The sequence below is a fragment of the Leptothrix cholodnii SP-6 genome (assembly GCF_000019785.1).
Classification (GTDB): Bacteria; Pseudomonadota; Gammaproteobacteria; order Burkholderiales; family Burkholderiaceae_C; genus Sphaerotilus; species Sphaerotilus cholodnii.
On the sequence record NC_010524.1, the window covers coordinates 3,451,159 to 3,475,534 of the forward strand.

The window sequence follows — 24,376 nt, forward strand, 5'->3', positions numbered from 1 at the left end:
GCATGCCGATCGCCCGCCCCCTCTCCAAACCCGACGGGATCAGACCACGATGATGTTCACCGGCTCGGTCCAGAGCCCGTTGCCACCACTGCCAACGGCACGCACGCGCACCCAGAAGGATTGCGTCGGCGGCAGATCATTGAGCCTGATGCGCGACGCGGTCACGGAGGTCATGGCGTGTTTCCAGTCGAGCTCCGAGGTCGGGTCGCCCTGGGTGATCTGAACCTCGTAGCTGGCTGCGCCGAGCACGCGGTTGACACGCACATCCAGGCTGCCGCGACGCGGGCCATGCTGCACCCTGAAACCACCGGGGACCGGCAGCGGCTCAAAACCGCTGGTGCGACTGGCGTTGCGGCGCAGGTCGAATCCCGTCGATGCCAGTGCCTCGACATCACCATGGGGCACTTCCTAAAACTATCGTGCCGACCATCTCCGGCACGTGATCGACGTCATGACGGCTCGCACGGCGTCATCGCATGCCGAATTCGAAGATCAGTTCTACCCGGCGGCCTGTCTTTCAGCCCTTCGCGCCCCTCGCGAAGGGCTTTTCTGCCCTCACACCGGCCTCGCAGACGCACCCGTGCTCTTGACCAGCCACACCAGCCTGCGCGCGTTGTAGGCCGCGCACTGCAGCGTGATGGCCAGCGCATTGCGCGCCAGCGTCATCGCCCGCACGCACTTGCCGCCCTGCTGGGCCAGGCTGGCGAAGACGTGCTCGACGCGCGAGCGGGTCCGGTTGATCGTGCGATTGCGCTGCTTCAGTCGGGTCTTGGCGGTCTGCCCCGGCCTGGCCCGCCGCGCGATGCCGTCGACCAGGCCCTGCTGCGCCAGCACCTGCCGGTTGGCCTGGCTGTCGTAGCCGCGGTCGGCCAGCAGGCGATCGCGCGTGTTGGCCGACTGCAGCACGTGGGGGAGCTGCTGGCCGTCGTCGGCATTGGCCGCCGTGATCTTCAGGGTGCGGATGAGCTTGTAGCGCGCATCCGCGTTGGCGTGCAGCTTGTAGCCGTAGTAGCTCTTGCCGTGCTTCTGCGTCCAGCGTGCGTCGCCATCGGTGTGCGCCATGCGCTTCTTGCTCCAGCCTTCGGGCGTCTCGCCCTTGTTGAGCGCCTCGCGCTCGGCGGTGTTGGCCTGGGTGATGGGTGCGGCCACGATGCTGGCGTCGACGATCTGCCCGCCGCGCGGGATGAACCCGTGCTGCTGCAACTGCTGACTCAGCGTCTCGAAGATCGCCCGTCCGCCCAGCCCGCCCTGGGCCAGGCGCTGCCGAAAGCTCCACAGCGTGCGGGCGTCGGGGATGTTCAAGGCGCCGTCGAGCCGGCAGAAGCGCTGGAAGCTCAGCCGGTCGAGCACCTGGTGCTCGCACTGCTCGTCCGACAGGTTGTAGAGCCCTTGCAGGAAGACCATGCGCACCAGCACCTCGCTCGGGTACGGCGGGCGGCCACCCTTCTTGCGGTCGGCGCGCGGACACGCCGCATCGACCGCCGCGGCCATCGCCGTGAAGTCCACCAGCGCGTCGATCGCCGCCAGCGTCTGCACGTAGCCCTCGAGCTTGGCCTTGCGCTGGCGCGCCAGGAACAGGTCGTCCACCGCTTCCTCCTCAGGGAAGAAGCTCGAGGGCTTGATGCGCGGCGTGATCATGGCTGCGCATCTTGCCGGCTCAGGCTGCGGGCGAACAGGGAGGTTTCGAGAAGTGCCCCTAGGCTTGGGCCCAACGTTTGAAAATTCACCGACCGCCAAAGGCGATCCGGTGGAATGATGGGTTGGGCTTCATATGCATATTTCAGCGATTTGAGCTCGGAATTGCTCAAGCATTTCTTGCCCCGTTTTTTCCGAGGCCCGTACTGAGAAGCCAGCGTCTTGATATGCCCGAACAAGTGATATCAGCCATTCTCGGTATAGGCACGCAGAATGAAGTGCCCAAGTGATGTTTGGTGGGTCACCGACGGGCGCGTGAACAAAGTGGGCGAGTCTCTTATTGCGGAATTCCGTCATTCTCTGGTGATAATGCATCCAGGCTGTCTCTGTCGTATTCAGGCACGAAACGATCATGCTTCGATGAAAAGGGCGGAGCGGCGAGTTTTTCGGAGGGGAGACCTTTGCAACCCAATTCTTCCAGTGTGAGTCTTGTGAATCCGTGCCGAAAATTGCATTCCAAGACATGATTGCGTCGGAATAGCACATGTCAAGCAAGCTTGGCCATGCAGATGCCTTCGGTTTTGTTTTTTGAATGTGGTCGGCGAATATGCAGGCACGTATGCAGTCGTGCGCAAGCCCAAACTGAACATCCAATGGATCGATATCAACGTTCTTCATAAAGCTCAACGAATGAATGAACCGGCCGGCACCCCGGTCCGCTTGCATGCTGGGTTAGACATCGCCGCTCCTCTGAACGCCATACGTTTGCATAGCAGACGCTACCTGCGATTTCTCTGTTGTTTCGGTGGCATAGAGGCGATAACTCGGGGCGATGATTGGCTCCACTGAGACAGCCTGAATGACGAAGACGGAGCGAATAGGAAACTTCGCACCGGCCATAGCTTCCAGCGGGGTAGACCATTTAGAGAAATCGGCGTCGGATCTTCTTATATTCCGCGCGGCACCGATGACCTTGAATCCTTTTTGAACAAAGATATCGACGAAGCTGATGCAAACACGAGGATTGACTTCGATGTTGCGTGCACTCGTTGGCGATGCAAGGTTTGCAACTACGATGTACTGAGAATCAAAGGGAGTAAATATCTCCTTCGGGGAGACGTTCGGCTGACCCGTTTCGTCGACGGTGGCAAGCCAGCACAGCACGCTGCGACTGGCGTAATCCAGGACTTCAGAGGAGAGCATGAGGCGGCCAGATGTTTGGGTTTGCGATGTCTAACGAATGGGGTTAGGCCTGCCCGGGCTCACACTTTTTGGTGGCCCGAAGATCTCGTAACTGCTCAATCCTCTTGTTGGCACTCTCAAGGGCGGCGCTCTTCTCCATGTTGTTGCCAATTCCGAAGTCACCAAGAATCGCCAATACATCGCGGCCGCTGAATTCGCTTTCTTTATTGACGTGGTCAACAAACCCCCTGGTTTTGGCAAGTTCAAGATCAATTTCTCTGCAATTCATTGTGTCTTTTTCGTAGCTCGTCAAAGTGCCTTGACGTCCATAGGTTTTCGTGGCGCATCCCTGAGTCATAAGCAAGGCGACGAAGATCGATGCAAAAGATAGCGACCGCAGCATGAGGGCTTCCTGTAGTTGAGGATGAGGTTCAATCGTAACGTGGAGCGAGCGGCAGGTATGAGAAGTTGTTCGAGAATCCCGGATGTTCGATTGGCAGGCCCAACGAATGAAAGGGATATCCACATCCCACCCCGGCAGGCCTTGGTTTGACCCGAAATCGTTGCCGGAACTCAGTGCCACGATGGGGTTGCGAAATCTCACGCGATCACTGACTGAAATGGAATGTCCATGACCATGGTCTTTGTCGGTATTGACCTCGCCAAGAGCGTATTCGCCCTGCATGGTGTCGATGAGGTCGGCAAGCCTGCGCTGGTGCGACCGCTGGTGCGTCGCGATCGACTGCTGGAAATGGTGGCCAAACTGCCGCCGTGCACCATCGGCATGGAGGCGTGCTCCGGTGCGCATTGCTGGGCTCGGCAGTTTGTGGCGTTCGGTCACACCATTCGCCTGATCGCTCCCAAGTTCGTCATGCCCTACCGCATAAGCGGCAAACAGCAACTCGGACGCATCACCAAGTCCGGGGATGCGTACTTGCGAACCCTGCTGATCCTGGGCGCCCGGGCGGTGCTGGCCGCAGCGGCAAACAAGATAGACCGAATCAGCCGGTGGGCGATCACGTTGGCCGAGCGACGCGGTTACTGGAAAGCGGTCGTGGCCATCGCCGCCAAGAACGCGCGCATGGCCTGGGCGATGTTGGCCAAAGGTGAGAACTTCAAACCGATCGCCTGAGCCGACAGTCGCAGCCGACAAACCCGACTTCCCGCGGGAGAACCGTTCACCGAACCTCGAAGAATCTGCCACCGCGTGATGCCTGCGTTGATGGAACAAGGTTGGACCTGCGTGGGGAGTGCTCGTTTAACTCAAGGCGGCGTCGATGACGACCGCGGCTAACAAATGGAGCCCCGCGCGCGTCTTTCGTCAGGGTCAGCGGCATTGAAAGCCGCAACAAAGACCGGTTGTAGTTTTGCAGTCCGCACCCTTGTTCTCCCTGAAATAGCTGGCGTCGCCTTAGCTGATTTGAATCAAGACCTCCCTGAAAAATTGCTGCACAATTCGTCAGGGGTTGGTTTTGCTTGACAGATGGGGATGCCATTGTAGTTTGTTAAGAGGCCGGCTTTAGCCGGTCCCAGTGAGCACAGCGAACGATTTAAACCAGTTTTTATAAGCCGTTCGCAATAAGGCTCATAATAAGCTGGAAGAGTTCATCAGCACGATTTGTTGAGCCGTTGGCGCCTCGTTCACGAGCTTCTTTTTTGTGCTCAGGAAGATTTGAGCCGGCATAGATTACAAAAGGCGTTTTATTTCCAGATGACCTTAATTTCTCCAACAAAACATAGCCTTCATCCAGACCCTCTTTTCTTCCCATATCTGAAATAATGGCCGCATACTTATTATTCCTCAAAAGCTCTAGTGCTTCTTGTGTTGATAGTGCCAGAGTAAATTCAACACCTTGAGCTTCAAAAGCTTGGCGTTCATAAACATTGTTTCCCGGCCGGTCATCAACCCATAGAACTCTATTCTTCCATTTTTCTTTAACGGGATTTTTAGGTGTGTTTGATACTACGTTGACAATTTCTCTTAATTGAGATTCTTGAAGACCTCCTTCGTGCCCTGGCTGCCTTACTGTAGCCGCTACTAGAGACGCAGTTGTTGCCATTTGGGCTTTTAGGAAGTTGTCTTCGTTTTTGAAGTCAGATGGACCGTATAGCTTGTTGTAGTGCTTTGCTACCAGCCATAAGAAGCCCAAAAAAACTAGTATTGGAAAAAATACCATGAAGTAAATTAGTGGTGCTATATGGTCGGATATCCCTCTACCTAAGCCCACGACTATAGAGGCGAATCCATAAACAAGAACAATGAATAGAGCGATTATTCCGAGCGGGCTTTTGGTAAACCCCTTAGCCGATTCGGCGAATTTTTCCGTACTCACGAGAAACTCCCTATGACTTATAACGTCTTTTTGTACATCCACGCACCCCGGCCTCGTTATGTTCTAAATCGGCATCGCGTGGCGTCATGTCCATCAATCCTAGACCACTCGCCCCCTCTGTGAGCGCCTTTTTGCCTCATCCTTTTGGGGGATAGCCAAGTCGATTTAGGCCGCCTAAATTTATTGGGATGAATCAGACCGCTCGACGCTGCCGCAGACGGTTCCCGCGAGCGTAGAAAGCACCGAGGTCAATCCGACACAGCCATGGCCGCGGTTGACGGTGCAAGCGCACAAGGCCTTGCAGGTACGCCACATTCGTCGGGAGCATCGAGCTCCTGCGCCCTGTGGTCTCCATGCACATGCAAACCAAAAAAAATGTGCATGCAAGGTCCGCGGCCTGCATGAGCAACCTGCATGCGGTGTGCATAGAACCCGACCTCGATGTCCATGCACACCGTGCTCGATGTCTATGCGCATGACCATCGATGCACATGCACACCGTGATGCGATTGCCCCGTACAGGGATGCCGATGGAGATGAACGTCGTGTCGATGTGCATGCACACCGTGATCGATGCACATGCAAGGTGATGGCACGGTGCATGCGCACCGCAGGCGTTGTCGCCCTGCAAGATCGGTCGCGTGACCGCCCCCCCCCCTCTGTCAGGATAGATGTCGCGTCGAGTGAGGCGACGATCGATAACCGCAGGGGGCAAGCAGAGGACGGGAATGCCAAGGTATTCGAAAGAGAAGAAGGAACACGCGCTGTCGCTGATGAGTGCGCCACACAACCTGGTGGTGGCGGAGGTGGCCAAGCGCACGGGGGTGACGGAGCCCACGCTTTACGCGTGGCGAAACCAGGCCCGTGGAGCGGGTCGAGCCGTGCCTGGAGACGGCAGCAACCCCGAAGACTGGAAGCCTGAGGACAAGTTCGCCGTCGTGGTCGAGACCCTGGGGCTGGCGCAGGCCGAGCTGGGCGAGTACTGCCGCAAGAAGGGGCTGCACGTCGAGCAGATCGCCCGCTGGCGGGGCGCGTGCCTGCAGGCCAATGCGGCCGGGGCCGAGCGGGTCAGCCCGGCGGCGCTGGCCGAGGAGCGCAAACGCAGCCGGGAGCTGGAGAAGGAGTTGCGCCGCAAGGAGCGCGCGCTGGCCGAAGCCGCTGCGCTGCTGATCCTGTCGCGAAAACTCGAGGCGTTCCAGAACAGAGACGAGGACGCATGACTGCGTTGCTGGAACGCCAGGGGCTCGTGGAGATGGTCAAGACCGCACAGGCCAGCGGCGCGCGCCTGCACAGCGCGTGCGCGGAGGTGGGCGTGTCGGTGCGCACGTACCAGCGCTGGATCGACGATGGTGAGGTGCAGGCCGACGGCCGGCCGGGGGCGGTGCGGGCGCAGCCGAGCAACAAGCTCAGCGGCGACGAACAGCGCGCGGTGCTCGATGCGTGCATGCAGCCGCGCTTTGCCGACCTGCCGCCCACGCAAATCGTGCCGGCTCTGGCCGACGAGGGGACCTATCTGGCCAGCGAGTCGACCTTCTACCGGCTGCTGCATGCGCACGGCGCGCAGCAGCACCGGGGGCGTGCTCGACAGCGCAGCCACAAGCCCGCGCCGATGCACGTGGCGCACGCGCCCAACGAAGTCTGGTGCTGGGACGTGACCTACCTGCCCAGCCAGGTGCGGGGGCTGTTCTTCTACCTGTACGCCGTCATCGACCTGTACAGCCGCAAGCTGGTGGCCTGGGAGGTGCATGCCAGCGAGAACGCTGACCTGGCCGCCGAGCTCGTCGAGCGGGCGCGCTGGCGTGAGAAGCTCGCGGGCAAGCCGCTGGTGCTGCACGCTGACAACGGCGCGGTGCAGCGCTCGCACACGCTGCGCGCCAAGCTGCAGGATCTGGGCATCGCGCCCAGCTACAGCCGACCCGGCGTGAGCGACGACAACGCCTTCATCGAGTCGTGGTTCCGCACGCTCAAGTACATGCCGACCTTCCCGAGCACCGGGTTCGGCGAGCTTGATCAGGCGCGAAACTGGTGTCGCACGTTCATCGATTGGTACAACGGCGAGCATCGCCATCGAGAGATCGGCTTCGTGACGCCGAACCAGCGCCACAGCGGGCAGAGCAAGGCGGTGCTAAGGCAGCGGCGCGCGGTCTACCAGGCCGCCCGGGAAGCCAACCCCAGCCGCTGGAGCCGAGAGATCCGCAGATGGAGCGAGCCTGATCACGTCTGTCTCAACCCGCGTGACAAGGAGCGTCAAGCCGCATAGAAACTTCATGCGCCAAGCGTCATCTATGTTGACAGACACCGCCCCGCGCTCAACTCATGCGGTCAAAAGCCATCGACGATCAGCCAGCCGTGTTCGGTCGCATGGGCCCGCAGCCGCTCGTCCGGGCGCACGGCCACCGGGTGGCTCACCGCCTGCAGCAGCGGCAGGTCGCTGATCGAGTCCGAATAGAAGTGGCACGACTCGGCCGCCGCGATCGACGGCAGGCGCTGGCGCCGCAGCCAGTTCTCGACGTGGTCGATCTTGTAGGCGCGCACGCAGGGCACGCCGGCAATCTCGCCGGTGGGCCGCCGTTCGCCCGAGGGGTGGTGCAGCGCGCAGGCGGCTTCGGTGCTCAGCAGCTGGTCGATGCCGAACAGGGCCGCAAACGGTGCGGCGACGATGCGTGAGGTGGCGGTGACGATGGCGCACAGGTCGCCGGCCTCGCGGTGCGCAGCCACCAGGCGCTGCATCGCGGGCGGGATCAGCGGTGCCATCGCGGCCTGAAAGTCGATCTGCCAGGCCGCCAGCGTGGCCGTGTCGACCTGCGCGAGCGGGCGGATCAGGATGCGGTGCACCGCGTTGATGTCGAGCCGGCCGGCCACGTACTGCAGGCAGTGGTCGACGTACTCGGCCTCGGCCTGCGCCGGCAGGTGGCCGCGCTCGGCCAAGAAGCGCGTCCACAGCATGCCGCTGTCGAACGGGATCAGCGTGTGGTCGAGGTCGAACAGCGCCAGGCGCATGCCGCAGCTCAGCTCCAGTCGTCCATGTCGTGCTTGATGGTCTGCCGGTTGGCGATCAGCTCGTCGATCGACGGCTCGTCGGCCAGAGCGCGCTTGATGGCGAGTTTGGTGGCCTCGTAGTTGGTGCGGTACATGTCCTTCTTGTCGAGGTTCGGATCCTTGGCGCAGCGCGGGTCGATCCACACCAGGCTGACGATGCACAGCTCGTTGGCCAGCTCTTTCGGGATCACGCCGTCGATCACGCTGTCGATCACCGCGTCCGCCGTGGCGCTCTGCACCACGCCACCGAACAGCTCGACGTTGGCCATGTCCTTGAGCGTCACCTTGGGCACGGTGATGGTGGCCGGGCGCACCAGCTGGTTGCAGGCGCGGATCGCGAACATCGCGGTGTGGCCCTTGCTCTGCGCCATCATGTTGGCAAACGCCTGGCCCACCGGGCCGTCGACGCGGCCGATCAGGATCTCGGGCATGGCGTCGGTGAACTGGCCGTCGGCAGCGAGCACGGTGGCTTCGCCGGCGTGGAAGGTGTACGGCAAGGCACGGGGCTGGGTCATCGGTGGAACTCCGGGTCGTGAAGTCGGGTTGGGGATCAAAGTATCAGCGCACCACGATCAGCTCGCCCTTGCCGTCGACCGCCAGGTCGCCGAGGTGGCGGGTGATGGCGCGGCGCGGCAGGTCGGTGAGGGGTGATGAAGGCGCATGGGCCGCCGCCAGCCGGGCCAGATCGCGCGCCAGCAGTTGCCAGAACACGGCGGCCTCGGCCTGCGCCGGCACGAAGGTGGGCGGCACCTCAAACGCCGCCGCCGCTTCGGGCGAGGCCAGCACCAGGCTGCCGCGCCGCATGCCGTAGGCCGGGTGCGCGCCGCAGCGCCTGCCCAGCACCACGGTGCCGGCCACCAGCCGCGAGGCGAAGCCGTCGCCCGCATCGCCCAGCACGATGGCCGTGCCGCGCCGCATGCGGTCGGCGAAACGCGCGCCGGCGTTGCCGTGCACCAGCAGCAGGCCGCCACGCATGCCGTCCATGCTGCCGGGCAGGGTCGAGGCGGCGTAGTCGCCCACGTGGCCGGTGATGTGCAGCTCGCCGCCCTGCATCTCGCAAGCGGCCATCGCGCCGGCATCGCCACGCACGGTGATGACGCCGCCGCGCATCGCGCCGCCCACGCCGTCGCCGGCGGTGCTGTCGATCTCGATGCGCCCGCCGCTCATCTGCCAGCCGATGTGGTCGACGCGGCCCAGGTCGCCGGCCAGTTGCAGCGTCGGCTCGGCGGCGTCGAAGGTGACGATGTCGAACCAGTCGGCCAGCACGCAGAAGTCGCGGCCATGGGCGAGCGGCAGGCGGGCGATCTGCGCCAGGCTGAGCGCGGCCAGTGCCTCGGGCAGCACGCCGCGCAGGTCCAGGCGCAGCCGTGGCGCGTCGCGCAAGGTGAGTCGGATGCCGTTCATGTCGCGGCCCTCGCCTGCTCGCCCAGCAGCTTGTGCAGGTGGAAGTGATAAGGCCCGAGCTTGCCGCCGTAGTTGCCCGCCGAGATGCGCAGCAGGCCACCGGCCGCACCCAGCGCGATGCCGGCCTGCATGCCTACGCGCATCGCCTCGCCCACCGCGGCTTCGCTCAGGCCGTCGATCACGATCTCCATCACGCAGCGGGTGCGCGCGTCCAGTTCGCTGTGTTTGACCAGGCCGAGCAGGCCGGGGCAGAAGGCGTCGTTGGTCGACGCCATCAGGCTCGGGTACTTGCTGCCCACCTTCGAGCCCGAGCGCACCACGCCGCCGGGGAACGGCATGATGACGTCGCGCAGGCGCTGCATCGCCACCACGGCGGCCTCGGCCGCGGCCAGCGCGGCGTCGGTATCGCGCGCCAGCAGCAGCAGGTTGCCGCCGCCCACGCCCTTGATGACCGCGGTGGTTTCCTGCGCGACGAACTCGCCGTCCATCACCGGCACGCGCCAGTAGCGCTGGCCGGCGATGAGCTTGGAGGTCTGCCAGCCGTCGCCGAAGAAGCGCAGGTTCTTGCCCAGCGGCACGGCTTCACCTTCGGCAATGCCGGAGAAGACGGCGGTGGTCGGGCAGGTCAGCACGCACTGGCCGACCCGCCGCTCGATCTGCTTGGCCAGCTCCTTGCCGCTCATCGAGAAGATCAGGATCGCGATGCCGGGCCGGCCGTCGGGCGTCTCGTCGGGCGGCAGTTCGCGTTCGATGCCGGCCTCGCAGCCGCAGGCGATCACCGAGGTGGCGAAGCCGGTGGCGGCCACCGCGGCGTGGCGGGCCCAGGTCGGGTTGTGGGCGGTGATGATCAGCCGCGTCGCCTTCATCGGGAAGGCTTCGGCAAAGCCGTCGTCGATCACCACGCCGTTGAGTTCGAGCGGCGTTGTTGTCGTGGCCGCGCTCATGCCGACGCTCCCTGGAAACACGCGGTCGGCAGCAGCCGGCCGCCGTGGCAGCACTCGCACAGCTCGTCGCGGTCGATCGCGAGGTGGTCGATGTTGACCGAGCCGTAACGCGCCAGCCGCTTGCGCAACGTGTGCTGGAAGCTGGTGTCGTAGGCCGGTTCGACAAAGTGCGTGCCGCCGGTCGGCACCGCCGTGATGAGCCCGGCGCGCGACACCAGCGTGCCGTCCTTGAACACCCACTCGGGCGTGCTGAACATGCGCTCACGGTCGGGGTCGTCGCGGTAGACGGCGATGTCGGCCGCCGCACCCACGCCGAGCTGGCCGCGGTCGGCCAGGCCCAGCAAGCGGGCCGGCGCGGCGCGGGTCAGGATCGCGATCTCCTGCAGCGTCAGCTCGCGGGTGATGGCTTTCAGCGCGCTGTTGGCGGCCACGTCGGGGTGCAGGCGGGCGAGCTGTTCTTCGCGGAAGCTGCGGTCCATCAGCAGGCGGATCAGGTGCGGATAACTCGTGAACGGCCCGCCGTTGGGGTGGTCGGTGGTCAGCACCACCTGCCAGGGGTTGCGCACCAGCAGGAACAGCTCCAGCCCGATCGCCCATTGCAGTGCGTTGACGTAGCTGCTCTCGCGGTAGCGGAACGGCACCACGCCGCAGCCGGCTTCGCATTCGATGTCGGAGCCGATCCACTTGCGCGGGCTGGCGATGCCTGAATTGGCGTGCTGGCGCATGGTGTCGCCGCTGGCGGTGACGGTCTGGCCGAAGATGATCTGGCCGACGTCGATGCTGATGTTCGGATGCGCGTTGACCGCCTCGGCCAGCTGCAGCGCGGCGGATGAAAACTTCTTCGGCCCTTCGGTGCCGTAGGCGTGGAACTGCACGTGCGTAAGGTGCGCCGGCAGGCCTTCGAGCGCGGCGATGGTTTCGAGCGTCGAGGCGATGTTGCCGGCCACGCCCAGGTTGCTGCCGTGGATGTGCAGCGGGTGCGGCACGCCCAGCTGCTGCAGCCCCTGCGCCAGCGCATGCACCACCTGGCGCGGCGTCACCTGCCAGTGGGTGTGCGCCTCGTCGACATCGAGCTTGCGCTGGTTGAACTTGAAGGCCGAGATGCCGCCGGGGTTGACCACCTTCACGCCCATCGCCTTGGTGGCGTGCAGCGTCCAGCCGATCAGGTCGCGGATCTGGTCGGGGTGGGCGCCTTCGGCGAGCATCTGCAGCAGCAGCTCGTCGTTGCCGAGCATCACGTAGGCGCCGTGGTCGAGGATGGGGGTGTCGCCCATCTCCATGTGGGCGTGGCGCGCGTTGGCCGCCACCATCGCCGGCTCGAACGCTGCCGTGTAGCCCATCTGCACGTAGCGGTAGCCGGTGGCCAGCGTGCCGGGCGTGACGTGGCCACACGAGTCGAATTCGAGCGCATTGCCGGGCCGCCCGCAGGGGTTGGCATCGACGCGGTGGTCCTCGGGCAGCAGCAGGCGCGACAGGTTGACCTTGCCGCCGCCGATGTGGGTGTGCAGGTCGATGCCGCCGGCCATCACGGTGCAGCCGCTGGCGTCGATGTCTTCGTCGACCGGCTCGCCGGCTTGCAGCGCGACGATGCGGCCATCGCGCCAGGCGAGGTCGCGCAACTCGCCGTCAATGCCGTGCACCGGGTCGTGCAGCCGGCCGCCGCGCAGTCGGATCGTCGTCATGGCAGCACCTCGGCGAGCGACTCGGGAACGGGTTCTCGCGCGGGTAACTGGCTCAGCAATTGAGTCACCACGTCGGCAACGCCGGGCAGGCTGTCCTCATGTCGGTCAGGCAGGCGATGCAGCCGCACGAGCACGATGCCGTCGGTGCGGAACAGGTGGCCGCCCGACTGCACACCCGGCGTCGCGACCGGGATGAAGATGGTGTTGCGCTCGTCGCCCAGCTCGGCGGCGAGTGACGGCAGGCCGAGCACGATGCGCGGCAGGCCCGGCGTGGCGGGTGGTGGCATGCCGGGGAATGCGGCCACCCACAGCAGCAGGTCGACCGCTTCGTCGGCCAGCAGGCGGGCGGCGTCGAAACGCAGCGGATCGTGTTCGAGCCCGCGCGGGCCGACCCGCGTGCGCAGCGGCAGGCCCGACAGCCACGTGTGCACGGCCTGCGCGGTCAACGCACCCTGCCCGCCGCCGAGCGGGAAACCCGCCGCGCGGGTGCGCTGGTTGAGTCGGCCGACCAGCTGGTGCAGGCGCTCGATCAGCAGGCCGGCGTGGGCGCCGAGCTGGGCGGGTTCCCACATCAGCACGGCGTAGGTGGCCGCTCGCAGCCGCGCGGCCAGATCGGCCAAGGCCGGCGCTGCGGTGCCAGGCAGCGGCCGGTTGTCGACCAGCAGGTGCAGGCAGGCAAGTGTGTCGGCCAGATCACCCTGCAGCGGCACTTGCAGCACGGGCAGGCGGTGCGCGCCGATCTCGACCTCGGTCTGGCTGATGCCAGGCTCGCCGACGAACACCAGCACCGGCGCCTGCTCGCGCTCTTCGAGCACCCGGTGCAGCAGCCGCGGCGCGCGCTCGGGCGCCCAGCTGCCGACCATCACGATCAGGTCGGCGCGCTCGCGTACCTCGGCCAGCGTGGTGGTGTAGCCGCCGCGGTCCTGCAGCGCGCGCAGGGCCTGGCTCATGGCTTCGCCGCCGGCGGCGTCGCTGATCGCACCGGTGGCGCAGGCCAGCCGGTAGAGCGCGCGGGCGCCGGCCACGTCGGTGCCCCAGCCGCCGAGCAAGGGCTGGCGGCTGGCAGACAGCAGTTTGGCGGCGGCGGCGAGGGCGGCGTTCAGCGACACGTTGTGGCCGTTGAGACGCGGGTGGCTCGGCATCGACGCGGTCGCGGCCAGGCCGGCACGCGCGAGAGCGCAGTCGGGCGCGCTGGCGTTCTGGTCGTCGCACAGCAGGGGGCAGAACGGGCAGGTCCAGACCGAACTCGCCGAGGTCGGCGTCGACGCAGCCGGCGATGGGGCATTCGTGGGGCTCATGAAACCCTGTCAAGGCAAACCGCGTGCCATCGCGCATCTGCCCACCCAGGCGCCTGAAACCGGCCCACCGGGGCGCTACAGAGACAGGCTGTATCCGCGAGGCCGCCGGCCGCCGCGACACAGCGCCACACAGTGTGCCGTTCCCGGGCCGCCGAAACGGCAACCCGAGGGCGATCGCGGGCGCGATCCATCCCCCAGGGCAGTGCCCGGGATGGCACGAAAACTGATTGCGCGATTGAGCATGCGCAAGCCCTTTTCACCTTGTGGCCATGGCCGAGCGGCGTGCCGCTCAGCCGGCAGCACCCCGCTCGCGCGAGGCAGACGCGTCGGACGCGGCCAGGCGGCCGTCATGCAGCGCACTCGCCACCAGCCACGCCTGGGCGCCGGCCGCGGCGGCGTGCCGCAGGTCAGCCGCATCACGCACCCCGCCGGCGCCGATGAACTGCGTGTGCGGCGAGCGCAGCCGCAGCGCGGCCAGGGTGTCGAGATCGGGCCCGGCCTGGGCGCCGACCCGTTCGAGCGTCATCACGATCACGCGCTGCGGCCAGGCGTCGGGGCGCTCCCAGCAGCCGGCGGCATCAAGGCGCTGGCCGTCGCGGCGGTCGAGCGAGAGGATAGCGCGCGCGCCGATCGCGTCACGGGTCACAACCTCGGGCGCAAAACACGCGGCCAGCGCCTGCGCGTCACGCAGCGATTCGCTTGCGAACACCGGGTCGATCGCGGCGGCCTCGGCCGGGTCGAGCTGATCCAGCACGGCGCTCGCGGCGGCCCGGTCGGCAAAACCGGCGTCGAGCCAGATGCGCAATCCGGGCAGGCCGGCGAGCAGCTCGCGCAGCACCGCGTGCTGCACGGCGCCGCCTTGCAGCGCGTCGAGATCGGCAACGTAGAGCACGCCGCTGCTGGTGTGGCGGCGCAGCGCACGCGCCATCGCGAGTGGATCGCTGCCCTCGCACAGCATCGACTGCATGGGCAGATAAGCGCTGCGCTGGCCGCGCACGGCACGCACCACCTGGCCGCCCATCAGGTCGAGCACCGGAATCAAGTCCATCGTCCGTCCCCCTCACAATGATCCGCAACACTGCGCCGCCCGGTGCCGCCCAAGATGAAGACGATACTGGTTTACGAGTTCCTCAGCGCCGGCGGCCTGGCGGGCGAGCCGGCCGAGGCCGAGCTGATGCCGCTGGGCGTGTCGATGCGCGACGCGATGGCGCGTGACCTGCTGCAGCTGGGCGCCGAACACGTCGGCCACGTCACGCTGGCCGACTGCAGTGCCGCCCCGGCCGACGCACTGCGGCAGGCGCTGGCCGACGAAGGCGGCACCGATGCGCGCCTGCACAGTCAACGCGCCCGCGCGGGCCAGAGCCCGCTCGATTTCCTGGCCGAACAGGCGGCGCTGCACGACCACGTCTGGGTGGTGGCACCGGAAACCGCCGGCCTGCTGCAGCAGTGCCAGGCCGCGGTGGGCGACACCCGCTGGCTCGGCAGCGACGCCCAGGCGCTGCGCATCGCCGCCAGCAAGACACAGACGCTGGCCCGCCTGGCCGCGCGCGGCGTGACCACGCCGCTCGACTTCGCCGGCCCCGGCCAGGCGCAGCGCTGGGTCGTCAAGCCCGACGACGGCGCCGGGGCGGTCGACACCCGGGTGTTCGACGACCTGGCCGCCGCGCGGGCCGACGCGCAGCGCCGCCAGGACGCCGGCCAGGCCGTGACGCTGCAGCCCTGGGTGGAGGGCAAGGCGATGAGCCTGTCGATGATGTGCGGCACGCGTGGACGCGGCGGCCTGCCGCAGGCCGAGCTGCTGAGCCTGAACCGCCAGCGCATCGGCGTGGCGGCCGACGGCCAGGTGCGCTTCGACGGCGTGCACCGCATCAGCACCGACCCCGCCGACCCGCGCTGGCCGCAGCTGCAGGCGCTGGCCGACACGGTGCTGCAGGCGCTGCCGGGGCTGCGCGGTTTTGTCGGCATCGACCTGGTCTGCCATCCGCAGCGCGGGCCGGTGGTGATCGAGGTGAACGCGCGCGTCAGCTGCGCCTATGTCGGCCTGTCGGTGGCGCTCGGTCGCAACCTGGCGGCGCTGACGCTGGGGCTGCGGTCGCGCCGGGCCAATCACGGAGCCGTGCATGTCGGGCGCTGAATTCGACGTCGGTTCCGACACCGACACGGTGATCGGCTGGGACATCGGCGGCGCCCACGTCAAGGCCTGCCTGCGGGTCGACGGCGCGGTGCGCGACGTGGCGCAATGGGCCTGCCCGCTGTGGCAGGGGCTGCAGCACCTCGACGCCGCGCTGGCCGATGCGCAGCGGCGCTGGCCGCAATGGCTGGGCTCGGCGGCTCACGCCGTCACGATGACCGGCGAGATGGTCGACCTGTTCACCGACCGCGAAGACGGCGTGCGCCGCATCAGCGCGCTGCTGGCACAGCGCTTGGGCGGGCCGGTGTGGATCTACGCCGGCCCGGGCCAGTGGGTGGCGCCGGCCGATGCCGCGGCGCACTGGCCGCAGATCGCCTCGGCCAACTGGCGCGCCACCGCGCAGCACGCCGCCGCGGTGCTGGGGCGCGGGCTGCTGATCGACATCGGCAGCACCACCACCGACCTGATCGCCTTCGACCGCGGCCAGGTGCTCGGCAACAGCGTGAGCGACCGCCACCGCCTGGCCAGCGGCGAGCTGGTCTACCAGGGCGTGGTGCGCACGCCGCTGTGCGCGCTGGCGCCGCGCATCGTGCTGCAGGGCGAGGTGCTCAACGTGATGAACGAGTTCTTCGCCACCACGGCGGATGTCTACCGCCTGAGCGGCGAACTCGACCCGGCGCACGACCTCTACCCGAGCGCCGACAACGCCGACAAGGGCCTGCCCGCCACGCGCGCCCGGCTGGCGCGCATGGTCGGCTGCGACGTGCGCGATGCCAGCGCGGCCGAGTGGCTCGCCTTTGCCCACGCCTGGCGCGCCGCGCAGCTCGACGAGCTGGCCGGCCAGGCGCTGCGGGTGCTGCAGCGCCACGACCTCGATCCCGCCGGACTGCGCGTGGTGGCGGCGGGCTGCGGTGCTTTCCTGGTGCCCGAGTTGATGGCGCTCATCCGGCGGCGTGGTGGCCACCACGAAACGCGCGAAAGCGTGAACGACTGCATCGACTACGGCCACGCGGTGGCGCGCATCGAAGCCGGCGCGGGCCACGATGAGCGCGCCCGCTGGGCCCGGGTCTGCGCCCCGAGCGTGGCGGTCGCCACGCTGTACCGGCCAGGCCGGCAACCGAAGTCACCCGAGGTGCGCTGATGTGGGTCGTCAAACTCGGAGGCAGCCTGTGCACCGATGCGCTGCTGCCCGACTGGCTGGCGCTGCTGGGCCAGCTCGGCGGTGGCCGCGTGGCACTGGTGTGCGGCGGCGGCACGCTGGCCGACGAGGTGCGCAGCCTGCAGGGCCGCTGGCAGGTGGGCGACCTGAGCGCACACAACATGGCGGTGCTGGCGATGGTGCAGAACGCCTACCTGCTGCACGGCCTGAACCCGGCCCTGCAGCCGGTCTGCCGCGAGGTCGACGTGCTGCCCACGCTGCGCCGCGGCGGCGTGGCGCTGTGGATGCCGCTGGAGCTGCTGCGCGACCAGTGCGACGCCACCACCAACTGGGACGTCACCTCCGACAGCATCGCGCTGGGCCTGGCGCAGCGCCTGAACGCCGAGCGGCTGGTGGTGATCAAGAGCTGCCAGGTCGACGAGCAGTTGAGCCTCGAAGCCCTGGTGGCGCACGAGGTGCTCGACCGCAACTTCGCCGCCCAGGCGCGCCAGTCCGGCATGCCGATCGACCTGCTGAGCCGCGAACAGGGTGGCGAGATGAAGTCGCTGCTGCTGCAAGGCTGCCGGGCGCATTGAGCGCAAGGCGGGCAACCGCCCCGACGCGGCACGGCTGACCGGCACCTCAAGCGCCCAGCACCTCGACCAGTTGCGCCAGCAGCCGCGCATCCATCCCCTCGCGCCGATCGCCCACGCACACGGCGGAGCGGAAGCCGGCGAAGTCCGGCGCCAGCCGACGCAAGGCCGGCAGATCGCACAACTGCAGCGCGCCGGCCAGGCCGATCAGGCTGCCGTGTGCACGCACCTGCGCGATCAAACCGGCCAGCTCGACGGCACCCAGGCGCTGCAACAAGGAGCCGCCGCGCTTGTCGGCGGTGTCGAGCATCACGGCAAAAAAGCGCTGGGCACAGACACGCTGCAGCAGCGCCGGCTCGACGCCGTTGTCGGCGATCAGCACCGGCACCAGCGGCAGGCCTTCGCGGTCGAGGCGGCCGAGTTCCTCGACCAAGGCCATCAGCGCTTCAGGCCCGCTGGCCGAGGCCGGATCGATGCCGACCTTGACGTGATCGACCCCACACGCTGCCACCTGCCGCACACGCTCGCGGATCTCGGCCAGCGCGTGCGCCGGCCAGTCGCCGATGGTGGCGCTGATCGGCACGCCGGGCGCCACCTCGCGCAGCGCACGCACGATCTGCGCGATGTGTGCCACCGCCAGGCCACCGAGCGCGCCGTCGTTGGGTTCCTTCAGGTCGATGAAACCGACGCGGGCCTGCGCGGCGAGTCGCGCCTCGGCCAAGTTGCGCACGCTGACCAGTGCGCGCAACGTGGTGACGGGCCCGGCCTCGTCGAGCCGCGCCGCAGGCAGTGCCGGACGTGCGCCCATCACGCTGCTCCTGTCGCTGGCGCGGCAGCGCGATGGCGGGCGATGGCCTGCTGCAGCCAGCCCCAGGCTTCGTGTTCGGCCGCGCTGGCGGTCTTGTCGATGGCGATCTGCAGGTAGCTCATTTCTCGGTCGATGCGTTCGGCACTCAGCATGTGCAGGCGGCTGACCAGCACCGCGCCTTCGATGACGGCGGCCTGGGCGCGGTTGAAGCCGAAGAATGGCGCGTGCGTCACGTCCTCGACTGCGCGCATTGTCAGCACCGGGCGCTGCGGGTCGTCGCTGACGTGTTCGAGTTGCAGCGCCAGGTGGCGCAGCGCGCAGGTCAGGCGCCGGCTGTCGATGGCGGGCACCGGCTCGGTCGGCCAGTCGCGCCGGCCGGTCACGCAGCCGGCGAACACGCGCGTGTCGGTGATGACGTTGAGCACCGCGCTGCGCCGCGCCAGGATGTTGTCGAGCGTGGTCGAGGGTTTGAAGGGCATCACCACCACGCGGTCATCGCGGTAGCGCACGCCCATCGGCGCGACGTGCAGTTTTCCTTCGGCAGAGAGCGTCGTCACGACGGTCTCGAAGATCACGTCATTCGTCATGTCGGATTGGGTTTGGTGTTGACTCGCGTGCTGCCCGGCGCGCACCAGCCGCTCAGGTCTTCGGCGCGGCGCTCCACCGCCACGCCCCAGTCGAGCGGCTGGTCCTGCACGTAGCGTTTGCCGAGTTGGTGGGCGATCTGTGCGCGTGCCAGTTCCACGCCCATGTAGAAGGCGTGGCCGGCGTCGCCCTGCAGGCCGAGCTGGGGCCAGAGTTCGAACGGGTCCTGGCCCAGCCGCAGGCCGTCGCGGTTGTAGACGTGCAGGCCCAGCGGCGAGACCTGCACGCGGAAGTTCGGGTCCTTGACCTGCGCGGCGGTGGCGGCGATCTCGTCGGGCGTGTCGGGCCAGGGCTGCTTGGCGTGCACCGTCATCAGCGCGTCGCTCAGGCCCTTGGGCAGCGTGTTCATGCGCGTGGCGGCGTGCATCACGCGGCGCGCCATGTCGGCCTCGCGCACCGCGCGGCGGGCGTGCGCGCTGACCTGGGTGGTCAGGATCGCGGCCACGTCCAGCTCGGCGGCCATGCCCAGCAGCAGCGCGTTGATGCCGCTGGTGTCGGCCTCGGTCAGCTCGGTCAGGTTGCCCACGCCCATCATGATGGCAACGTCGGGGAAGCGGTCGCGCAGGCGCTGGTAGCGCACGATCGAGCGCGTGAAACCGAAGGGGATCGGGTCCAGGATCGGGTCGGCCAGGAACGGTTTGCCGCGCCGCTGCATCTGCTCGATGGCCGCGTACAGCGCCGCCTCGTCGGCCGGCTCGCGGGCGATCAGCACCGGGGTGGACGGCACCTCGTCGGCGATCCACAGCAGGTCGGGCGGCAGGCTCAGCAGGTAGTCGGCGCCGGCCCGGCCGCCGCGCAGCAGCTCGTCGCTGGCGTGCGAGTCGACGCTGACGCGGTGGCCCGCGGCCTTGAGCGCACGCACGCTGTCTTCGAGGTGATCGAAGCGGGTGTCGGGCAGGCAGCCGAGATCGATCACGTCGGCGCCATCGGCAGCCAGGCTGGCGGCGCGCGCGACGATCGCATCGACCGACAGCCGCGGCGCATCGACGATCTCGGCAAAGATCGCCACCGCGTACGTGCTCAGGTCGACCGGCCGGGCGGCGCGCTTGAAGTGGCGTGGCAGGTCTTTCAGCTCCTCGGGCCCACGTTCGACCGGGATGCCGAAATGCTGCGTCAGCGCCGCCAGATCGCCGCGGCAGCGGCCCGGCACGATGATGCGGTCGGCGGCCACCGGCAGCGCCACGCGGCGGCGAATCAGGTCGGCGGTCATCAGCGCAGCCACCTGCAGGCCGATCTCGCGCACCTCCCAGGTGAAAGGCAAGGCGCCGCCCTCGCCCGACGCACTCATGTCGGCCAGCACCCGGCGCAGGCCCGGCTCGGCCAGCCGGCCGGTCAGGAAGACGATGTGTTCCACGCGAGCGCCAGTTCGTGCAGACGTTGATCGAGCGCGGCTTCGAGCTCGGCCGGCGAGCAGACCACGCGGCAGTGGTCGATGGCGCGCAGGCGCTCGACGTTGTCGAGCTCGATGCGGCGCGGCTTGAGCGTCACCCACTCGTGCGGGGCGCGGGTCACCACCACCGGCTCGGTGTCGCAGGCGAACACGATGCCGGGGATGCCGAGCTTGCCGGCCTGCGCGAACATGTTGGTGGGCAGGCTGTCGCTGAAGCCGTAGGCACACTTGGCCACCGTGTTGCTGGTGGCGGGTGCCACGATCACGGTGTGATAGATGTCGCTGTAGAGCGCACCCACCGGCACCGAGCTGGCGCTCTTGTCGCGAAAGACCTTGAAGCGGGCCTTGAGCGATTCGAGCCTGATCGCGTAGATGCCCAGCACCTCTTCGGCCGCCGCCGACAGGAAGATGTCGACCTGCGGCAGCCGCGCAGCGATCGCGATCGATTCATGCAGGCCGTGGCCCGAGCCGGTCAGGCACCAGGCAAAACGCGAGCGCGCCGCGGCGTCGGGCTCCCGGACCGTGACGTCAGTCGGGGTGGGAGATCCGGATGTGCAGTTTGTGCAGTCTTCGGTACAGGGTGTTGCGGCTGACATCGAACGCCTTGGCGACGTTGCTCACATTCCAACGGTGCTGTTCGAGCATCTTCAGCAGCACCTGCCGCTCGTTGGCAAGGATGGGGTTGAGTTTGAGGGGCGGCTCCTCGGCGGGCTCGTCGGCGCGGTGATCGGCAGCAAGGCCGGCGCTGTCACCCTCCGCAGGCAAGTTCGGTGCCGCGTCGTGAGGCGGTGCGACCAGGCGCGCCACAACGGCCGGGCTGGCAATCGAAGGCAGGGCGCCACTCACACCGTACTCACCGGCCGCGACGGTCTTGCGCAGCGCCAGCGGCAGGTGCTCGACCTCGATCGGCTCGCCGTCGGCCAGCGCGCAGGCCGAGCGCAGCACGTGGCGCAGCTGGCGCACGTTGCCGGGCCAGGGGTAGGCCATCAGCAGGTCTTCGGCCGCGGGCGACAGGCGGGCGTCGGTGCCACCTTCGGCCACCAGCAGGCTGCGCATCAGCTCGTGGCGATCGCTGCGTTCACGCAGGGCCGGCAGGTTGACCTCGACCCCGGCCAGCCGGTAGTACAGGTCTTCGCGGAAGGCGCCCTTCTCGACCAGATCGAGCAGGTTGCGGTGGCTGGCGCTGAGCAGCTGGAACTGCACCGAGATCGTTTCCTCAGAGCCCAGCGGCGTGACCTGGCGCTCTTCGAGCACCCGCAGCAGGCGGGCCTGCAGCTCGGGCGGCATGTCGCCGATCTCGTCGAGGAACAGCGTGCCGCCGTCGGCCTGCAGGATCTTGCCGCGCCGGCCGCTGCGCTGCGCGCCGGTGAAGGCGCCGGCGCGATAGCCGAACAGCTCGGCCTCGATCAGGCTCTCGGGCAGGCTGGCGCAGTTGACGGCGACGAAGGCGCCGTTCGCGTTCGGGCTGCCCTCGTGCACCAGGCGCGCGAAGACCTCCTTGCCCGAGCCCGTTTCACCGCACAGCAGCACGGGCGTCTGGCGGGCGATGACACGCCGCGCCACATCGAGGTGGCGCGCCAGCTGCGGGTCGGCCAGCGTGGCCACGGTGCCGGGCGGGCGCGCCGCCGCAGCCTGCGCCGCCGCGCGGGTCGCCACGCTGCGGCCGGGCCCGGCCGGGTGGATCAGCACGGCGCCCTGGCCCTGCAAGGCACCGGCCTCCAGCGCCGGGCGGCGCATCACGGCGAAAAAGCGGTTGGCGGCGTTGGCGCGGTAGGTCACGACCGGGTGGAAGGACGACAGGCTGCTGCGCTGCAGCAGGTCTTCTTGCGAGGTCTGGAAGATGTCCTCGATGCGGCGCGAGCGGATGTCGTTGACCGACTGCAGGCCGAGCTGGAACAGCGCGCTGCGGTTGGCCGCGAGGATGCGGCCGTCGTCGGACACCGCCAGCCGCCCCTCGTGCAGCGTGTAGACGAACTCCGGCCGGCTGTGGAAATGCAGCGGGTGGGCGTGGCGGAAACACTGGTCGATCAGGCGGTTCTCGATCATGCGCGCGGTCATGCCCAGCAGCACCAGCAGGTGCTGCTGCATCAGCGTGGAGCGGCTCGACACATCCAGCACCGCGGCCATCTCGCCCGAGGGGTTGTAGACCGGCACGGCCGAGCAGGTCAGGCCGGTGAACTGGGTGTAGAAATGTTCGTCGCGCTGCACCGACACCGGACAGGCGGCGGCCAGGCAGGTGCCCATGCCGTTGGTGCCGGCTTCGGTCTCGCTCCAGACCACGCCGGTGCGCAGGCCCAGCGGCGCGACCTCGCGGGCGAAATCGGGCGAGGCCACCATGTGCAGGATCACGCCGTCGGTGTCGGTCAGCACCACCGCCGATTCGTCGTCGGCGAGCTGCTGGTAGAGCGTGGCCATCTCGTGGCGGGCGCAGTCGACCAGCGTGGACATGCGGTCCAGCCGGGCCTCGATCGCGGCCGGGTCGAGCGCGCGCAGGTCGCGCGGGCGGTCGGGGTGCAGCAGGTACTCGTCCATGCAGCGCCGCCACGAGCGTGCGACGACGTCGTTGCTCTCTTCGCCGAAGCTGCCGCGCACCACGTCAAAAACACGTTCGGCGTGCCGCCCGGTTCCAAGAAGACTGACCGCCATCGTTTTGCTCCTGCAGAGGACTTCAGCCGACGATTCTGAGCGTGCCATCCATCACGAACAACGGTGTTTGCACCCAAGCCGAAGACGCACGACACCGCTCGACAGTGCCCCGCAGTGAGCTTGCTCAATCTGTCGTTCAGTTTCGTTCTCACGACGCACCCGATCGCGTCGACACCTGTGGCTCAGGCCCTGAGCCAGCAAGGGCACCGCACGACGGTGGGCGCACATCTTGCAGCCACGCCGCCCACGACACACCCGAGGAGACCCATGTCCGCCCTGCCCGCCTTGCTCGATTCCCTGCCGCCACAGCCGCACGGCCACGCGCCGGCGGCCGCGCCGATGGACCTGATCTTCATCAGCGGCTACACCGGTCAGACGGTGATCGGCATCCACGAATCCGAGCTGCACCACACCCAGCCGCTGGTGATCGACATCCACGCCGGCCTGCCGCGCGCGCGGGCCTGCGACACCGATCACATCGGCGACACCATCGATTACGGCGTGGTGCGCAACCGCCTCGACGCGCTGATGCACGACCACGGCGTGACGCTGCTCGAAGCGCTGGCCGAACGCATCGCACGCATGCTGCTGATCGACTTTGGCGCGGCGTGGGTGCGCGTCAAGGTGGTCAAGCCGCGCAAGTTCGACAACGTCGACGCGGTGGGCGTGCAGATCGAGCGTTGCCGCGCCGACCTGCGTGACGTGCCGATGGCATCGACATCAGCTGCCGCATCGACCCCACGCAGCGCGCAGATCCTGAGCTGGATGGGCTCGGGCCTGGTGCCGCAGGATCGGTAACGCGCAAGACACCGCGCGGGCCATCGGCCCGCGCGGTGAACTCGACGTCAGCGTGTGGCCGTCAATGGGTGGCGAACGGGTGCGACGAGCCGCCCTTGGCCGCAACCACTTCGGCCGCGGTGGGCTTGCCGGCCACGGCGCGCTCGATCGCCTCCTTGGTGGCGGCGTAGTTGTAGTCCTGGATCTTGCGGTCGTCGTCGGCCAGCCAGTGGATGAACACGCCCACGCAGATGAACAGGTTGTCGGCCTCGGCGACCGGGATGGTGCCGGCCTCGACGCAGTCGGCCACCGCCATCGCCACGCCGCGCTGGGCCGGGCCGAACATCTGCACCGCCTGCTTGGCGCCCTTGATGGTCACCTTGTTGAACAGCACGGTGGCCGGCTTGGTGAGCAGGTTGGGGCCCAGCACTGCCAGCAGCGAGGTGAAGCCGTCCTTGTTGTTGGTCAGCGCGTTGGCGAAAGCGGTTTCGACGGCGCTGCCACGCGGGCCGATCAGGAGGTCGATGTGCGCGACCTCGTTGCCTTCACCGACGAGCGATTCGCCCACCATCATGCGATCGATTTTGGCCATGATTGTTCAGTCTCCTAAAGCAGTTTCTGTGATCCGTCCGGACCCCGCGAGGCCCGTCCCCGAGGGCAGGTCTGCCGGTACGAAAACCGGCCACCCCGGGAGCAATAAACACGTTCCGTGCCACCTCGGCCGTCACGCG

The 24,376-nt window shown here is 67.5% G+C and carries 24 protein-coding genes; 6 read left to right on the forward strand and 18 right to left on the reverse strand.

The window, feature by feature from the left end:
* Positions 1 to 39 precede the first annotated feature (39 nt).
* The 4 genes from LCHO_RS15595 to LCHO_RS22855 all read right to left on the reverse strand — a co-directional run bounded on the left by LCHO_RS15595 (position 40) and on the right by LCHO_RS22855 (position 3,400).
* A complete protein-coding gene (locus LCHO_RS15595; protein ID WP_012348133.1) occupies positions 40 to 405 on the reverse strand; it encodes a fibronectin type III domain-containing protein in 366 nt (121 codons plus the stop codon).
* 150 nt (positions 406 to 555) lie between these two features.
* Positions 556 to 1,638: an IS5 family transposase gene (locus LCHO_RS15600; RefSeq protein WP_012345989.1), complete on the reverse strand. Its 1,083-nt coding sequence runs from the start codon at positions 1,636 to 1,638 to the stop codon at positions 556 to 558.
* Positions 1,639 to 2,367: 729 nt separating this feature from the next.
* Complete coding sequence (locus LCHO_RS22850) at positions 2,368 to 2,838, reverse strand: pyridoxamine 5'-phosphate oxidase family protein (protein WP_012348135.1); 471 nt, start codon at positions 2,836 to 2,838, stop codon at positions 2,368 to 2,370.
* A 43-nt stretch (positions 2,839 to 2,881) separates the two neighbouring features.
* Positions 2,882 to 3,400: a hypothetical protein gene (locus LCHO_RS22855; RefSeq protein ID WP_223210455.1), complete on the reverse strand. Its 519-nt coding sequence runs from the start codon at positions 3,398 to 3,400 to the stop codon at positions 2,882 to 2,884.
* 48 nt (positions 3,401 to 3,448) lie between these two features.
* Here LCHO_RS22855 and LCHO_RS15605 point away from each other — a divergent pair, with 48 nt between their 5' ends.
* Positions 3,449 to 3,949 carry an IS110 family transposase gene (locus LCHO_RS15605; protein ID WP_012348137.1) on the forward strand — a complete coding sequence of 167 codons (501 nt, stop codon included), beginning with the start codon at positions 3,449 to 3,451 and terminating at the stop codon, positions 3,947 to 3,949.
* 430 nt (positions 3,950 to 4,379) lie between these two features.
* Here LCHO_RS15605 and LCHO_RS22860 read toward each other — a convergent pair whose 3' ends face one another.
* Entirely contained in the window at positions 4,380 to 5,150 is a 771-nt protein-coding gene (locus LCHO_RS22860; protein ID WP_083772757.1) for a response regulator, read from the reverse strand.
* Positions 5,151 to 5,878: 728 nt separating this feature from the next.
* Here LCHO_RS22860 and LCHO_RS15615 point away from each other — a divergent pair.
* Positions 5,879 to 7,410, forward strand: a protein-coding gene (locus LCHO_RS15615) for an IS3 family transposase (RefSeq protein ID WP_420805685.1) whose coding sequence is annotated in 2 segments (ribosomal slippage) — positions 5,879 to 6,335 and positions 6,335 to 7,410 — 1,533 coding nt in all. Because the reading frame shifts where the segments join, the coding sequence is not laid out codon by codon here.
* Between the two features lie 62 nt (positions 7,411 to 7,472).
* Here LCHO_RS15615 and LCHO_RS15620 read toward each other — a convergent pair.
* The 7 genes from LCHO_RS15620 to LCHO_RS15650 all read right to left on the reverse strand — a co-directional run bounded on the left by LCHO_RS15620 (position 7,473) and on the right by LCHO_RS15650 (position 14,565).
* The gene (locus tag LCHO_RS15620) at positions 7,473 to 8,150 is read right to left on the reverse strand and encodes an HAD family hydrolase (RefSeq protein ID WP_012348140.1); all 678 of its coding nucleotides are present in this window, start codon (positions 8,148 to 8,150) and stop codon (positions 7,473 to 7,475) included.
* Positions 8,151 to 8,158: 8 nt separating this feature from the next.
* Positions 8,159 to 8,704, reverse strand: a complete 546-nt coding sequence (fae, locus tag LCHO_RS15625) for a formaldehyde-activating enzyme (RefSeq protein WP_012348141.1) — start codon at positions 8,702 to 8,704, stop codon at positions 8,159 to 8,161.
* Between the two features lie 43 nt (positions 8,705 to 8,747).
* On the reverse strand, positions 8,748 to 9,593 hold the full coding sequence (locus LCHO_RS15630) for a formylmethanofuran dehydrogenase subunit C (RefSeq protein ID WP_012348142.1): 846 nt from the start codon (positions 9,591 to 9,593) through the stop codon (positions 8,748 to 8,750).
* Positions 9,590 to 10,537 (reverse strand): formylmethanofuran--tetrahydromethanopterin N-formyltransferase, encoded by a 948-nt coding sequence (gene fhcD / locus LCHO_RS15635; RefSeq protein ID WP_012348143.1) that lies wholly within the window; start codon positions 10,535 to 10,537, stop codon positions 9,590 to 9,592. The genes LCHO_RS15630 and fhcD overlap by 4 nt, the downstream gene beginning before the upstream one ends.
* Positions 10,534 to 12,219 carry a formylmethanofuran dehydrogenase subunit A gene (locus LCHO_RS15640; RefSeq protein WP_012348144.1) on the reverse strand — a complete coding sequence of 562 codons (1,686 nt, stop codon included), beginning with the start codon at positions 12,217 to 12,219 and terminating at the stop codon, positions 10,534 to 10,536. The genes fhcD and LCHO_RS15640 overlap by 4 nt, the downstream gene beginning before the upstream one ends.
* Complete coding sequence (locus LCHO_RS15645; RefSeq protein WP_012348145.1) at positions 12,216 to 13,517, reverse strand: molybdopterin-binding domain-containing protein; 1,302 nt, start codon at positions 13,515 to 13,517, stop codon at positions 12,216 to 12,218. The genes LCHO_RS15640 and LCHO_RS15645 overlap by 4 nt, the downstream gene beginning before the upstream one ends.
* 289 nt (positions 13,518 to 13,806) lie before the next feature.
* On the reverse strand, positions 13,807 to 14,565 hold the full coding sequence (locus tag LCHO_RS15650) for a HisA/HisF-related TIM barrel protein (protein WP_012348146.1): 759 nt from the start codon (positions 14,563 to 14,565) through the stop codon (positions 13,807 to 13,809).
* Between the two features lie 54 nt (positions 14,566 to 14,619).
* On the opposite strand from LCHO_RS15650, the gene LCHO_RS15655 reads away from it, so the two are divergent.
* The 3 genes from LCHO_RS15655 to LCHO_RS15665 are packed head-to-tail and all read left to right on the forward strand — an operon-like array spanning position 14,620 to position 17,382.
* The gene (locus tag LCHO_RS15655; RefSeq protein WP_012348147.1) at positions 14,620 to 15,651 is read left to right on the forward strand and encodes an ATP-grasp domain-containing protein; all 1,032 of its coding nucleotides are present in this window, start codon (positions 14,620 to 14,622) and stop codon (positions 15,649 to 15,651) included.
* Positions 15,638 to 16,789: a hydantoinase/oxoprolinase family protein gene (locus LCHO_RS15660; protein ID WP_012348148.1), complete on the forward strand. Its 1,152-nt coding sequence runs from the start codon at positions 15,638 to 15,640 to the stop codon at positions 16,787 to 16,789. The genes LCHO_RS15655 and LCHO_RS15660 overlap by 14 nt, the downstream gene beginning before the upstream one ends.
* On the forward strand, positions 16,789 to 17,382 hold the full coding sequence (locus LCHO_RS15665; protein ID WP_012348149.1) for an amino acid kinase family protein: 594 nt from the start codon (positions 16,789 to 16,791) through the stop codon (positions 17,380 to 17,382). Before LCHO_RS15660 ends, LCHO_RS15665 begins: the two co-directional genes overlap by 1 nt.
* Before the next feature lie 46 nt (positions 17,383 to 17,428).
* Here LCHO_RS15665 and LCHO_RS15670 read toward each other — a convergent pair whose 3' ends face one another.
* From LCHO_RS15670 to LCHO_RS15690, 5 genes are read right to left on the reverse strand one after another with little or no spacing between them, the layout of a single operon-like run.
* Positions 17,429 to 18,187: a (5-formylfuran-3-yl)methyl phosphate synthase gene (locus LCHO_RS15670; RefSeq protein ID WP_012348150.1), complete on the reverse strand. Its 759-nt coding sequence runs from the start codon at positions 18,185 to 18,187 to the stop codon at positions 17,429 to 17,431.
* Positions 18,187 to 18,774 (reverse strand): DUF447 domain-containing protein, encoded by a 588-nt coding sequence (locus LCHO_RS15675; RefSeq protein WP_012348151.1) that lies wholly within the window; start codon positions 18,772 to 18,774, stop codon positions 18,187 to 18,189. Before LCHO_RS15675 ends, LCHO_RS15670 begins: the two co-directional genes overlap by 1 nt.
* Complete coding sequence (locus tag LCHO_RS15680; RefSeq protein WP_012348152.1) at positions 18,771 to 20,186, reverse strand: DUF6513 domain-containing protein; 1,416 nt, start codon at positions 20,184 to 20,186, stop codon at positions 18,771 to 18,773. Before LCHO_RS15680 ends, LCHO_RS15675 begins: the two co-directional genes overlap by 4 nt.
* Positions 20,165 to 20,818 (reverse strand): flavoprotein, encoded by a 654-nt coding sequence (locus LCHO_RS15685; protein WP_043704386.1) that lies wholly within the window; start codon positions 20,816 to 20,818, stop codon positions 20,165 to 20,167. The genes LCHO_RS15680 and LCHO_RS15685 overlap by 22 nt, the downstream gene beginning before the upstream one ends.
* Positions 20,751 to 22,868 carry a sigma-54-dependent Fis family transcriptional regulator gene (locus LCHO_RS15690; RefSeq protein WP_012348154.1) on the reverse strand — a complete coding sequence of 706 codons (2,118 nt, stop codon included), beginning with the start codon at positions 22,866 to 22,868 and terminating at the stop codon, positions 20,751 to 20,753. Before LCHO_RS15690 ends, LCHO_RS15685 begins: the two co-directional genes overlap by 68 nt.
* A 267-nt stretch (positions 22,869 to 23,135) precedes the next feature.
* Between LCHO_RS15690 and LCHO_RS15695 the strand changes: the two genes are divergently transcribed.
* Positions 23,136 to 23,666 (forward strand): dihydroneopterin aldolase, encoded by a 531-nt coding sequence (locus LCHO_RS15695; RefSeq protein WP_012348155.1) that lies wholly within the window; start codon positions 23,136 to 23,138, stop codon positions 23,664 to 23,666.
* Between the two features lie 61 nt (positions 23,667 to 23,727).
* Here the strand turns inward: LCHO_RS15695 and fae (LCHO_RS15700) are convergent, their stop codons facing one another.
* Positions 23,728 to 24,237 carry a formaldehyde-activating enzyme gene (gene fae / locus LCHO_RS15700; RefSeq protein WP_012348156.1) on the reverse strand — a complete coding sequence of 170 codons (510 nt, stop codon included), beginning with the start codon at positions 24,235 to 24,237 and terminating at the stop codon, positions 23,728 to 23,730.
* Positions 24,238 to 24,376 lie beyond the last annotated feature (139 nt).

What these genes read in the sequence shown, in the direction of transcription:
- fae (WP_012348156.1), bottom strand. Translation starts at nt 24,237, where the DNA reads ATGGCCAAAATCGATCGCATGATGGTGGGCGAATCGCTCGTCGGTGAA.
- LCHO_RS15620 (WP_012348140.1), bottom strand. Translation starts at nt 8,150, where the DNA reads ATGCGCCTGGCGCTGTTCGACCTCGACCACACGCTGATCCCGTTCGAC.
- LCHO_RS15630 (WP_012348142.1), bottom strand. Translation starts at nt 9,593, where the DNA reads ATGAACGGCATCCGACTCACCTTGCGCGACGCGCCACGGCTGCGCCTG.
- fae (WP_012348141.1), bottom strand. Translation starts at nt 8,704, where the DNA reads ATGACCCAGCCCCGTGCCTTGCCGTACACCTTCCACGCCGGCGAAGCC.
- LCHO_RS15640 (WP_012348144.1), bottom strand. Translation starts at nt 12,219, where the DNA reads ATGACGACGATCCGACTGCGCGGCGGCCGGCTGCACGACCCGGTGCAC.
- LCHO_RS15690 (WP_012348154.1), bottom strand. Translation starts at nt 22,868, where the DNA reads ATGGCGGTCAGTCTTCTTGGAACCGGGCGGCACGCCGAACGTGTTTTT.
- LCHO_RS15695 (WP_012348155.1), top strand. Translation starts at nt 23,136, where the DNA reads ATGTCCGCCCTGCCCGCCTTGCTCGATTCCCTGCCGCCACAGCCGCAC.
- LCHO_RS15675 (WP_012348151.1), bottom strand. Translation starts at nt 18,774, where the DNA reads ATGACGAATGACGTGATCTTCGAGACCGTCGTGACGACGCTCTCTGCC.
- LCHO_RS15670 (WP_012348150.1), bottom strand. Translation starts at nt 18,187, where the DNA reads ATGGGCGCACGTCCGGCACTGCCTGCGGCGCGGCTCGACGAGGCCGGG.
- LCHO_RS15665 (WP_012348149.1), top strand. Translation starts at nt 16,789, where the DNA reads ATGTGGGTCGTCAAACTCGGAGGCAGCCTGTGCACCGATGCGCTGCTG.
- LCHO_RS15645 (WP_012348145.1), bottom strand. Translation starts at nt 13,517, where the DNA reads ATGAGCCCCACGAATGCCCCATCGCCGGCTGCGTCGACGCCGACCTCG.
- LCHO_RS15685 (WP_043704386.1), bottom strand. Translation starts at nt 20,818, where the DNA reads ATGTCAGCCGCAACACCCTGTACCGAAGACTGCACAAACTGCACATCC.
- LCHO_RS15650 (WP_012348146.1), bottom strand. Translation starts at nt 14,565, where the DNA reads ATGGACTTGATTCCGGTGCTCGACCTGATGGGCGGCCAGGTGGTGCGT.
- LCHO_RS15600 (WP_012345989.1), bottom strand. Translation starts at nt 1,638, where the DNA reads ATGATCACGCCGCGCATCAAGCCCTCGAGCTTCTTCCCTGAGGAGGAA.
- fhcD (WP_012348143.1), bottom strand. Translation starts at nt 10,537, where the DNA reads ATGAGCGCGGCCACGACAACAACGCCGCTCGAACTCAACGGCGTGGTG.
- LCHO_RS15655 (WP_012348147.1), top strand. Translation starts at nt 14,620, where the DNA reads ATGAAGACGATACTGGTTTACGAGTTCCTCAGCGCCGGCGGCCTGGCG.
- LCHO_RS15660 (WP_012348148.1), top strand. Translation starts at nt 15,638, where the DNA reads ATGTCGGGCGCTGAATTCGACGTCGGTTCCGACACCGACACGGTGATC.
- LCHO_RS15605 (WP_012348137.1), top strand. Translation starts at nt 3,449, where the DNA reads ATGACCATGGTCTTTGTCGGTATTGACCTCGCCAAGAGCGTATTCGCC.
- LCHO_RS22850 (WP_012348135.1), bottom strand. Translation starts at nt 2,838, where the DNA reads ATGCTCTCCTCTGAAGTCCTGGATTACGCCAGTCGCAGCGTGCTGTGC.